The following is an 11,794-nucleotide window of genomic DNA, read 5'->3' as shown; positions in this document are numbered from 1 at the left end:
GGCGGCGCGGGCCGGGAGTCGGCGTCCCGAGGAAGCTCAGCCAGGGAGGTCTGGGACCCGCTCGTCCAGGAGCCTGCCGAAGGAGAACAGGGTGTGCGGACGGAGCGGGGTCACCTCGGGCGCCAGGCCTTTCTCCCGCTCTTTCGGGAAATGGAAGATCATCCCGTGCGCGTGTCGCCGGCCTCGTTCACCAGAGGGATCTGCGAAGTCGCAGCTGGGGGCGGTGGTGGCTCCGCTCGCGGCGGGGCGCCGGCGGCCGCCCGCGGTCGGGCAGGGCCCTCCGCGTGCTCCGGCGCGCCCTCCTCGCCGCCCGGTGACTTGAGCGTGTCCTCGCCCGGCGGTCGGGATGTCCCTTCGCCCGGCGTCCGGAACGTCCCCTCGCGCGGCGACACCGCGGCAAGCACCGCGAGCAGCCCGCCGAAGACCAGGAACACCGCGGGCGTCGGGATGCCCTCCAGCATCGCTCCGGCGAGCGTCGCGCCCAGCGGAGGCGTCGCCATGAACAGCAGCCCGATCGTGCTGTTCGTACGACCCTGGAGGTGGTCCGGAGTGTGGCGCAGGCGGGCGAGGGTCATGACGGAACCCGAGACGGCCACCGCGAGGGCGCACCCCGCGAGCAGCGCGGCGAGCGCCGCCGCCGTCGACGTCAGGGCCATCGCGCCGACCAGGACCGCGCACACGACGCCGGTGGCGAGAAGGAGCGCGGCCGGTCGCAGCCGCCTGCCCGCGAGCGGCGCGAGCAGCACGCCGGCCATCGCCCCGACCGCGGAGGTCGCCGTGACCGTCCCGACGGACAGCCCCGACACGCCCTGCCGGGCGATGGTCACCACGATCGCCAGATACACCCCGTCGAAGACGAAGTTCTGCGCCGATGCCACCAACGTCAGGCGCCGCAGCAGGCGTTGGCGCCACAGGAAGCGCAGCCCCGTGGTGAACGACGGCCACCAGCCCTCGCGTGCCCCCGGCGGGGCGCCCGGCCGCACCCGGAGTGCGAGGACGCAGCACACCGAGACCGTGTACGAGGCGCAGTCCAGCCAGAACGGCCAGCTCGCCCCCACGCCGAACAGGGCGCCGCCGACCACCGGACCCAGCAGGTAGGCCGCCTGTCCGCGCACCTGGTTGACGGCGAGGGCCGTGGGCAGCCTGGACTCGGGCACCACCTCGCGGACCAGCGGAAGCACCGCCGCGTTGAACGGCGCGGTGAGGAATCCGAGGACCGCCCCCGCGGCGAGCAGTACCGGAAGCGACGCCGACCCGGCGAGGACCGTCGCCGCGAGGACCGCGCTCGCCACCGCCCGGCCCGCCTCGCACATCAGCAGCACCGTGCGGCGGTCGAACCGGTCGGCGATCGGCCCCGCCGGCAGGCACGCGAGCGCGAGGGAGCCCGTCCACACCGCCTCCACCAGGCCGACCTGCAACGGCGATCCGGTGGCGCTGAGCACGAGCAGCGGCAGCGCGATGGCGGACGCGCCGGAGCCGAGCAGGGACAAGCCCTGGCCGACGCAGAGGAGTTGGAAGTCCCGGTTGTGGCGGAGACTGTCGGGCGCGCGGGCCGTGCGGCGCACGGAGGTGCCCCCGTGTCTCACCGCGGCACCCCGGCGGGTGTCCGCGCCTCCAGGAACGGCAGCGCCGCGTGCCGCGGGTTCGCCGGGCCGCCCCGCAGCGCGGTGTGCACGGCGAGCAGCACTCCGGCCGTACCGGTGGCCAGGTCCATCGAGAGGCGGAGCAGACCGTCGAGCGCGAAGGCCCGCCGCCCCCGGAAGCGCACGCAGTGGAGGCCCAGGCCGCGCAGGTGCGGAGCCAGTGCGGGGCCTGGGCCGGCGAGGTGGGCGGTGGCGTGCAGGAGCCCCGCCTGACCGTCCAGGAGGCCGGGGGAGAGCAGGAGTTCCGTGCCCAGGCCGTCGCGGATGCGGTCGCGTACGCGTGCGAAGTAGGGGTCGTCGGTGTGCCGGACGTACGCGTCGAGGACGAGGCCGATCCCGGCGCTGCCGCGGTCGAGGGTCGACAGCCACCGCTGCCCGTCCCTGACGTGGACCCGGCCCTCGCGCGGCGCCCCGCAGCGGCCGAGGTCGCGGGCCAGCGCCGTCTCCGCGAGGCGCAGCCACCGGTCGTCGTCCGTGGCCGCGTGCAGGTGGACGAAGAGCAGGGCCGGGCCCGACCAGCCGTGGGTGAGCCCCACGGCGTCCGCCGGGCCCGGCAGCCGCCCCCCGCCGGTGACGATCCGGGCGAGGCGCTCCCCCAGTGCCCGAGCCCCGTCCACGTCACCGAAGTGCAGCCGCGCGAGGCCGATGCCCGCGAGACCGCCGAACAGGCCCGCGCCGCACCGGTCGAGCCCGATGCCGTCGACGCGGTCGAGGGCCGCGCGCGCCTGCTCGGCGCGGCCCAGCTCGTCCAGGACGTAGGCGACGCCCGCGAGCCCGTCGTAGAGCCCGGGGCGCGGCCAGCGGGTGCGCTCGGCCGCCCGCGCCAGCCAGTCGACGTACCCCGCGAAGGCGGGGTCGTCGCCGTACCCGGACACGAGCAGCGCGTGCAGGACGCCCGCGGCGCCGAACGCGAGGGACGCGCCCTGGTTGTCGAACTGCCGTACGTCGCCCGGGAAGAGGCGGTCCTCGCGCTCCGGTGTCGCGCTGAGCCGGATCGCGTCGGCCAGCGAGTCGAGGGCGGCGCGGCCGTCGGCGCCGGGCTCCTGCGGCCAGGCCGAGGCGTCGGGCGGGATGTCGTCGTCGGCCCGCGGCCAGTGCGCGGGCGGGGCCAGCCGCTCGCGCAGCCGCGTCGTGAACTCGGGCCGCACCGGGAAGCGCCCCCGCGTCCAGTCCGTCAACTGGGCGTACTTGTCCCGGTCGAAGCGCAGCAGCGGCGTCAGCGGGCAGAACAGGGCGAGGCTCACCGCCGCGAGTCCGTACGTGTCCACCGAGCGTCCCGATCGCGCCCAGCGGGCGGTGAAACCGGGCGTGCCGAGAGCGGGCCGGTGGTCGTCGGCCTCCTCGAAGGCCGTCTCGAAGTCGACCAGGCACACGCTGTCGTCCGGGCGGACCATGATGTTGCCGGGCTGCAGGTCCCCGAAGACGACGCCCCGCGCGTGCAGCGCGGCCACTGCCTCCTCGACGCGGTCGATGACGCCCAGGGCCCAGAGGGTGTACGCGGCGAGGTCCGCCTCCTCGGCGCCGTCCCGGAACAGCGGGTGCCGGCGGCCGACCGCCTCCTGCAGCGTTTCGCCCTCGATCAGTTCCTCGACCAGGAAGTGGTGCTCCCAGTGCCGGACGTGACCGTACAGCGCGGGGACGCAGCCGAGTCCGGCGAGGCGCTCCAGCATCTCCTCCTCGTGCGCGAGCCGCGCCACCGCGTCCGCGCCCCGGTCGTCGAGACCGGCGTGCGGTCGCGCCTCACGGAGCACCACGCGGCGGCCGGTGCTCTTCTCCACGGCGCGGTAGACCCCGCCGCCGTTGGAGAAGTGCAGCGCCTTCTCCACCCGGTACGGGAAGTCGCCCGGCGCGGCCGCCCGGGACGCCTCGATGCGCGCCGCGAGGAAGCCGGGCGGCTCCACCCACGGCGGCACCCGGAACGACGTGCCCCGCACATCGGGCAGCAGGGCGCCGTCGGGCCCCTCCACCGCGGGGACGTACTCGCCGTCGGGCGCGAAGCAGTACGCCAGTCGGAACCCGCCGTAGCGCACGTACAGCGGGCCGTCCTGCCAGCGCAGGTCGCTCAGGACGTAGGCGCCCTCGACGCCGTCGAGCAGTGCGGTGAGCCCGGTCAGCGTGCGTTCCAGTTCCCGCTCGTCGGCCGGGTAGAGGGTGACGAGCTTGCCGCTGGCCGAGCGGGGTGCCTGCTTGCTGTTCATGTGGTGCAAGAGCACGGAGCTGCGCAGGAACTTGAAGCTGACGGAGCGTCCGGTGCAGTAGTCCCAGACGGTGTCGACGACGTGCTCGGCGCGGTCCGCGGTGGCCGAGGCATGGATCTTCCAGCCCTGGTGGGGCAGCGGGGCCCCGTCGGGGTGCAGGACGACCCAGCCGCCGCGCTCGGTGCGCACCCATCCCGAGGGCGTCGGGCCGTCGGCGCGCGCGAAGCGCTGCCCGGTGTCGTCGATGCGGTCGAGCGCGTCCACGAAGCAGTCGTCGGCGACGAGGTGGCCCTGAGCGAGCATGGCGCGTGCTCCCTTTCGGAGTCGTTCGGGTGCGGGGGCGGTGCGGTTCGACCGCGACACGGGGCTCCTGGGCCGGGAGAGGACCAGGAGCCCCGGCTGCCACCGGTGGCACCGATCGCCTGCCGGCCGTGAGGGGCCACGGCCGGACGGCGTTCGGGGTGGCAAGCTGTGCGTCAGGCGACGCCGCGGGCGCTCTCGAAGCTGTTGGCGCAGGGCCACAGGGAGGTTGTCTCCTCCTCGAGCTCCTGCAGTTCAAGGATCTCCGCCATGTGTGTCACCTCCTCAAGCCGGTCGTGGTGGTGGGCGGGACGCGTGGTGCGGCGCGCGTCAGCCCATGCCGAGGCTGCTGTGCGAGCTGTTGGCGCACGGCCACAGGGAGGGGGTCTCCTCCTCGAGCTCCTGCAGGTCCAAGATCTCCGTCATCCGAAGTCACCTCCTCCCGTCGGCTGGTGGGAACGTCGACCGCGGGTCGAGGTAGGGCAGGACGGGCCCGCCCCCCTCGAACGCGGAGTCCAGAGCGAGCAGCACACCCGCCGCGCCGGTCGCGAGGTCCGCGGACAGGCGCAGCATCCGAAAGCCCGGGAACGCGAGCCGCCCGCGGTAGGAGCGCGCGTACCACGCCATGCGGCGCACCTGGACGCGCGCGGCCTCCCGGTCGCCGGGTCCGTCGATGGCGGCGAGCACGGCGACGGCGCCCGCCCGGCCGCGCAGCAGCCCGGCGTTGCGCACGTACAGGGCGCGGCAGGTGTGCCGCACGGCGGCGAGCGTCGCCGACCGGGCCGGGTCGGGGCGGCGGCGCAAGAGCGCGCGCAGCGGGAAGGCGAGCCCGCCGCTGCCACCGTGCAGGTACGGCAGGTGATGGGTGCCGTCGAAGAGCGTGAGGGCGCCGTCGGGTCCGGTCGCGCACCGGGCGGTGTCGAACCCGAGCGCGCGGTCGGCGAGTTCCAGGAAGCGGGCCCCGCCGCCGTCCTCGTACAGGTGCAGGAAGAGCAGGGCGATCCCGGCCGGGCCGTGCAGGAGGCCGTAGGGCGGGGGAGCGCCGGGCCGGGGGGCGGGCGGGCCGTCCACGACGAGCGTGGCGAGGTCGTCGGCGATGCGCAGGGCCGCGTCGTGCAGCGCCGTGTCGTGGGTGACGCGGGCGAACCGCAGCAGGTTCAGGGCGATCCCGGCCCGGCCGCCCGCGAGGTCGGGGCGCACCACACGGGCGTCGAGCGGACGGGAGCGTTCGAGGACGGCGAGGGCCCGGTCCCGGTGGCCGAGCAGGTCCAGGGTGAGGGCCACGCCGTGCAGGCCGTCGTAGAGGCCGGGCCGTGGGTCGGGCTCGCGGATCGCGGCGTCCGCGAGCCAGTCGGCGTACGCCCCGGGGACGGGCGCGCCCACCCGGTGCAGCGCGTACAGGACCCCGGCCGCGCCGTGGCCGAACGACGTCCCGCCGAGCGTCGCCGGGCCGAACGGGGTGCCGGGGAACAGCCGGTCGGCGCGCTCGGGCGTGGCCATGGCGTGCAGCCCGGCCACCAGCCGCTCGCGCAGGACGGGCCAGTCGTGGTGCTCCGCGGCGAGCGCTCGGGCGTCGTCGGCGCCGTCGGCGTCCGCCGGCGCTGCCAGGTCTTTTGATTCCGAACCCCGGCGCAGCCGTGAGAGCAGCGTCGTGCCGAAGTCCGGGGGCAGCGGGTAGAGCTCGTCGACGGTCTGCGTGAGGACGCGCAGGGCGGCGGGGTCGCGGTGGGGCACCGGCAGCAGCAGCCAGAGCCGCAGTGTGTCGACGAGATGGGCGTGGGCGGCGGCGCCGCGCAGGCCGACCGGGGCGGTGAAGCCCTCCTCGCCGGTCAGGTCGGCGGCCGTGCGCAGGCGGGTGAGGACGACGCGGCCGTCGGGGCGCAGGACGATGTGCTCCGGGTCGAGCCCGGCCAGGCGGACGCCGCGCCGCTGGAGGCTCTTGAGGGCGTCGGCGACACGGTCGGCGACGTCGAGGGCCCACTTCGCGTAGTCCGCGGCCTCGTGCCGGGCGCGGTCCTGCGTGGTCAGCGGGAAGGCGGCGGCCGCGGCCTCGGCGAGGCTGCGCCCCTCGGGGGCCTCGACGGCCAGGAAGTGGTGCCCCGCCCGGACGTGGCGGCCCACGACGCCGGGCACGCAGTCGAGGTCTGCGAGGCGTTCCAGGAGCGCGTGGTCGCGGGTGAGGCGGGTGACGGCGTCGTCGCCGCGCACGTCGAGACCGGCGTGCGGGCGCGCCTCGTGCAGGAGGACGGGCCGGTCCGTGGCTGTCTCGGTGGCGCGGTAGACGCCCTCGCCGGTGGTCAGGGACACGACGCGCACACCGCGGTAGGGGAACGGGGCCCGCGGCGGGGCGAGCAGCGCCTCCAGGTCGGCGTGCAGGACCTCGGGCAGCGGGACCCAGTCCGGGCGGCGGAAGACCGGGCGCCGGTCCTCGGGCACGAGCGTGCCGTCGGGCCGCTCCAGGGCGGGCACCAGGTCGTGCTCGTCGCCGGGGGCGCTCGGGTGGCCACCGGCGGGACATCGCCGGTCCTCCGCCGCGCCGTAGCGGACGAAGAGGGGGCCCGGGCCGTGCCGCAGCGCGCCCGGGACGTACGGTCCCGGCAGCGGTCCGAGGAGCGCGGTGAGGTCCCCGAGCGCGGCGGCGAGCGCGGTCTCGTCGGCCGGGTGCAGGACCATCAGGTCGGCGCTGGTGAGGCGGTCGGCGCGGACGTCGGCGAGGGCGCGGGCGGCGGTGACGCCACGGACCAGGTCGCAGCCGATGCCCCGGTGCACGCAGTACTCACGGACGGTCTCCGCCGTCCGCTCCAGGTGGGGCAGTGTCACCGAGACGTGGATCCGCCAGCCCTCACCGGCCGTCCGCGCGGCGGGCGGGCGCAGCCGCACCCACCATCCGGCTTCCGTGTGCTCCCAGCCGCGCGGCGGCTCGCGCAGGACGGCGGACAGCCGGTCCGGGGCGGCGTCGGCCAGCCGTTCCGGGAATTCGAAGAAGTCGGGGTCCGCGCGGTAGAAGCGGTCGTAGTCCTGGAGTTTCATCATGGCGCGGTCCTTTCGGCCGGAATGAGGAGCCGAACCCGCTGTCGGGCGGCGGCTCGGGGGACTGGGCGACACGGGGGATTCCGGAGGGGAATCCGGCCGGAATACGGGCGAGTTCCGGACAGAGGTCAGCCGTGTTCTGGACAGGTGGGCGGAAGGGTGGAGCGGGTGGGAAAGCGGGTCGGTGTCCGTGGCTGAATGCTGGTATGCGGCGGCGATATGACTGTGGAATACCCGAGGCGGCAGCCGGGCCGCTGTTTCGTCAGGCGGAGTGCGGCCCCGGAGAGCCCTGGGCGGTCACCACGGCCGGGGTGAGGAATTCCGGCGGGTTGGTGCGGACGGAACGGCGGTCGAAGCGGGCGAGGTCATCGGCGGTCCCGAAGCGGCGGTCCATGCGCCGGACGGCCTGCGCCCAGGTCCCCATGGAGTGCACGGACGACAGGGTCTCCACCACGAACGGGTCCTCGAGCCGGGCGAGCGTGCGCTCCCACAGAACCGACCCCGGCTCCTCGAGGAGGCTGCCGACCGTCCCCTCGTACACGGGGATCCCCCGCACCAGGCCGTCCGGTTCGACCTGCATCACGAGGGTGTCGACGCGCCGGGCGACGCGCTCGGGGTTCATCACCAGGTTCATGTTGTCGGTGGTGTGGACGGAGACCGAGGGCGGGGCCAGGTCGCGCAGGCGGGAGCGGAGCGTCGCACTGGTCAGCTGGGCGACCTGGTCGTCGTCGAGGAGTTCGCGCTCGCAGAACTCCAGCCGGCTCGCCAGTCCTTCGGGCACGGCGGAGTTGAACCCCAGGGTGGCCAGGTGCGGGAACCGGTGGGCGATGTCGGCGGCGAAGGCCTCCAGCTGCGGGAAGTTGCTGCGGATCACCACACAGTCGATGCCGAAGCGCAGCCGCCCCCGTGCGGCCGCGCTCCGTTCCCCCGCCACCTCGTCGAGGAGTGCCAACGTCGCAAGGACCCGGTCGAAGGAACCCTTGCGGCCCCGGATGCGGTCGTGCACCTCGGGCGTCGCCCCGTCGAGGCTGACGATCACCTCGTCGAACCCGTCCGCGAGCCGTTCGGCGAGCGCCCGGCTCATCACCCAGCCGCTGGTGTTGATCGACAGCTTCACGCCGCCCGCCCGCAGCCGGGCCGCGACGTCGAACAGGCCGCGGACGATCAGCGGTTCGCCTCCGGACAGGGCCACGACCCGCGGCCCGAGCGCGACGAGGGCGTCCGCGACCCGCAGCATGTCCTCGGGGGCGAGCTGCCGCGACGGCCGTCGCCCCGATTCCGAATAGCAGTGCGAGCACCGCAGCGGACACGCGTACGTGGTGTCCCACACGACCACTTCCGGACCGGAACAACGACTCATGACAGCCACCCGTTCTCAAGGAATCCGCACCGGCGATTGAGTTCCGAGTGTTCTCGCCGGCGCCATTACGCGGCACCCGGGCACCCCCCAAACCGTATGGCGGTTTTCCTCCATACGCGGTGGATTATTTCCGTGGACGGCCGTCGTGACGACGGCCGATAATGACACCCGTGGCAGGCAGAAGCAGGGGGATGTGCCTTGTCGCGGTAAGTGGCGGAGTGTTCATGCTCTGGGCAACGCTTATCGGGACAACGCAGTTGGAGAACCGCTATGTTCTGCCCTGGGTCCTCGGATCCGTACTCCCGTGCTATTTCGCCGGTCTTTTCACCTGGTGGCACGCCCCGTCGAGCCCCGTGGCCCGCCGCCTCCTGCTGCTCGGTGCCTGGCTGTCCGTCGCCATCGCCGTGCGCCACACCACGAACCTGATGATCCGTGAGCTCGGGTGGCACCTGCGCCCGAAGGTCGTCGGCCCGGTGCTGCCGCTCGACCTGGGCCTGCAGATCACGCACGAGATGTGCAACCTCGCGGTGAGCATCCTCATCCTGCGCCTGCTCGCCCTGCTGCCCGACGGCCGCTATGCCTTCCGCTACGAACGCCACGTCCTGCGCGCCCTGTGGGGTCTGCTCGCCCTGCCGATCGTGCTGCCCCTGGCCGGGGTCCCGCAGCACATCGTCTACTACATCGTCTTCTACTACCCCGAGGCCTGGCTGCCCGGCATCGGCGCCGCCCTCCTCGTCGTGCGCTGCCTGCGCGCCCGGGCCGCGGGCCGCGCCGACATCGCCGCCCTGCTGCCCTGGGCCGCGCTCGGCGCCGCCGTGTTCCTGGCCCGCGCCGCCACCCGCCTCTTCCGCTCCTGGCAGGGCGAGCAGGGCATGTTCTTCTTCATCGGCGCGCTCCTCGGCGCCCTGCCCTACATCTCGATCTCCGTCACCCTCGTCTACGCCGCGTTCCGGCACCGGCTGCTCGGCGTCGACATCGTCCTGCGGCCCTCCGCCGTCTACGGCTCCCTGTGGTTCATCATCAACAGCTGGTACCTCGGCATGGCCCTCACCCTCGGGCTCACCGCCGGACTGTTCTTCCCCGTCGGCCTGTCCCTGCTGGTCGCCGTCGTCGCGACCGCCCTGTTCCGGCCCCTGCGCGACCGGCTCAACACGCTCGTCGAGCGGCGCGTCTTCGGCAAGCGCCTGAGCAGGTTCGAGCTCCTCGTCCAGTTCAGCACCACCCTGGAACACGCCTACGACCTCGACCGCCTCGCCCCCCAGCTCGCCACCGGCCTGCGCGAGGGCCTCAGCCTGCGGTGGGTGCGCGTCCGCCTCGGCGGGAACGGCCTGCCCGTGTCCACCGCCGAATCCGGTGAGAGGCCGGCCGCCGCCCGGCCCGTCAAGCAGTTCCCGCTCTTCTACGGAGACGACTCCCTCGGCCTCATCGAGTACGGCCCGAGGACCGAGGGCCGCTCCACCCCCGAGGACCACGCCATCGGCGGCACCCTCGCCCGCTCCGCCGCCCTCGCCGTGCACAACGTCCGCCTCGCCGCCGAACTCTGCGCCCACGCCGACGAGATGCAGCGCCAGGCCGCCGAACTCGCCGCGTCCCGCGCCCGCATCGTGCACGCCCAGGACACCGAGCGCCGCCGCATCGAACGCCGCCTGCACGACGGCATTCAGCAGGACCTCGTCGCCCTCGTCGCGAAACTCGCCCTCGCCCGCAACCGACTGCACCGCGGCGGCGGCATCGACAGCGCCCTCACCGAGATGCAGGACGACGCCTACCGCGTCATCGACGAGCTCCGCGAACTCGCCCACGGCATCCACCCGCCCATCCTCACCGACCAGGGCCTCGTCGCCGCCGTCACCTCCTGCGCCCGCCGCATGCCGATCCCCGTCACCGTCCAGAGCGGACACTCCCTGGCCGGAGTGCGCTTCGCCCTCGACATCGAGGAGTCCGCCTTCTACCTGGTCTCCGAAGCGCTCACCAACGTCCTCAAGCACGCCCGCGCCGGACACGTCACCGTCCGCATGACCCGCGCCGACGGCCGCCTCCAGGTCGAGGTGTCCGACGACGGCAGCGGATTTCCCACCGCCACCACCCACGGCTCCGGCCTCACCGGCATGCGCGACCGGACCGAGGCCGTGGGCGGCGAACTCACCATCACCAGCCGCGCCGGCTCCGGCACCGTCATCCGCGCCCGGCTCCCGGAACACGTCAGGGAGGACACCCGTGCCTGACCCCAGGCCCGCGCCAGGACCCCCGAGCACCGCACCGCTGCGCGTCGTCATCGCCGAGGACCACTACCTGGTCCGCGAGGGCACCCGCCGCCTCCTCGAGGACACCGGCGAGGCCGACGTCCTCGCCGCCGTCGGCACGGCCGCCGATCTCCTCGAAGCCGTCGCACGCCTGCGCCCCGACGTCGTCGTCGCCGACATCCGCATGCCGCCCGGCCACCACACCGAGGGCATCACGGCCGCGCACGCCATCCGCGAGACCCACCCCGGCATCGGCGTCGTCGTGCTCTCCCAGCACGCCAACGAGAACTACGCCTTCGACCTGTTCCGGCGCGGCACCGACGGCCTCGCCTACCTCCTGAAGGAGCGCATCGGCGAGGTCGACGAACTCCTGCGCGCCCTGCACGAGGTCGCCGCAGGACGCTCCGTCGTCGACCCGCGCATCGTCGAGGTGCTCATGGGCAGCCACGCCCGCGGCGCCGACGCGCCCCTGTCCCGCCTCACCCCGAGGGAACTCGACGTCCTGCGGCACATGGCGGAGGGCAAGACCAACCGCGCGATCGCCGACTCCCTGCGCCTGTCCGAGTCGACCATCGAGAAGCACGTGAACTCCACCTTCGCCAAGCTCGGCCTCGCCGAGATACCGCAACTGCACCGCAGGGTCAGCGCGGTCCTCGCCTACCTGCGGCACGCGCCCCCCGGGCCCCGCTGAGCCCGGCCGCCCCACACAGCGGGGTGCGCGGGAGGGGGCCGCGGGAAGCACTGTGCGCCGCTCGCGCCGTTCACCGCCCCTCGGCTCGCGCCGTCCGTGCGCGCAATGCCCTCCCGTGCCGACGGCGCGCACGGGCCATGCGGGCGACTGACCGTCCAACGCTCCGCCGGGCACGGCGGAGCGGTCCGGGCGTTTGGTGTCCGATGCGACGCGCCCCGCGCGGGCGGGAGGGAGGTGATGCCCATGCCGGTTCCGAACCTCGTGGTCAACGAGATCTTCGGACCCACCTAGCGCTGTCCAGGGCGAGGGTCCTTCCACGGGACGGTCGT

General features: G+C 74.3%; 6 protein-coding genes. 2 read left to right on the top strand and 4 right to left on the bottom strand.

Annotated elements, in window-relative coordinates; genetic code table 11:
* Positions 1 to 158: 158 nt before the first annotated feature.
* The 4 genes from QUY26_RS00700 to QUY26_RS00685 all read right to left on the bottom strand — a co-directional run bounded on the left by QUY26_RS00700 (position 159) and on the right by QUY26_RS00685 (position 8,531).
* The gene (locus QUY26_RS00700; protein ID WP_289943133.1) at positions 159 to 1,586 is read right to left on the bottom strand and encodes an MFS transporter; all 1,428 of its coding nucleotides are present in this window, start codon (positions 1,584 to 1,586) and stop codon (positions 159 to 161) included.
* Positions 1,583 to 4,144, bottom strand: a complete 2,562-nt coding sequence (gene lanKC, locus QUY26_RS00695) for a class III lanthionine synthetase LanKC (RefSeq protein ID WP_289943132.1) — start codon at positions 4,142 to 4,144, stop codon at positions 1,583 to 1,585. The genes QUY26_RS00700 and lanKC (QUY26_RS00695) overlap by 4 nt, the downstream gene beginning before the upstream one ends.
* 429 nt (positions 4,145 to 4,573) lie before the next feature.
* Entirely contained in the window at positions 4,574 to 7,174 is a 2,601-nt protein-coding gene (lanKC, locus tag QUY26_RS00690) for a class III lanthionine synthetase LanKC (protein WP_289943131.1), read from the bottom strand.
* 259 nt (positions 7,175 to 7,433) lie between these two features.
* Positions 7,434 to 8,531, bottom strand: a complete 1,098-nt coding sequence (locus tag QUY26_RS00685; RefSeq protein ID WP_289943130.1) for a radical SAM protein — start codon at positions 8,529 to 8,531, stop codon at positions 7,434 to 7,436.
* A gap of 353 nt (positions 8,532 to 8,884) precedes the next feature.
* On the opposite strand from QUY26_RS00685, the gene QUY26_RS00680 reads away from it, so the two are divergent.
* Both QUY26_RS00680 and QUY26_RS00675 read left to right on the top strand, forming a co-directional pair.
* Complete coding sequence (locus QUY26_RS00680) at positions 8,885 to 10,756, top strand: sensor histidine kinase (RefSeq protein ID WP_289943129.1); 1,872 nt, start codon at positions 8,885 to 8,887, stop codon at positions 10,754 to 10,756.
* On the top strand, positions 10,749 to 11,465 hold the full coding sequence (locus QUY26_RS00675; protein WP_289943128.1) for a response regulator: 717 nt from the start codon (positions 10,749 to 10,751) through the stop codon (positions 11,463 to 11,465). Before QUY26_RS00680 ends, QUY26_RS00675 begins: the two co-directional genes overlap by 8 nt.
* Positions 11,466 to 11,794: the final 329 nt, after the last annotated feature.

It is taken from the genome of Streptomyces flavofungini (assembly GCF_030388665.1).
GTDB lineage: Bacteria > Actinomycetota > Actinomycetes > Streptomycetales > Streptomycetaceae > Streptomyces > Streptomyces flavofungini_A.
Note: the sequence above shows the minus strand (reverse complement) of the source record. Positions and strands in the feature narration are given on the sequence as shown.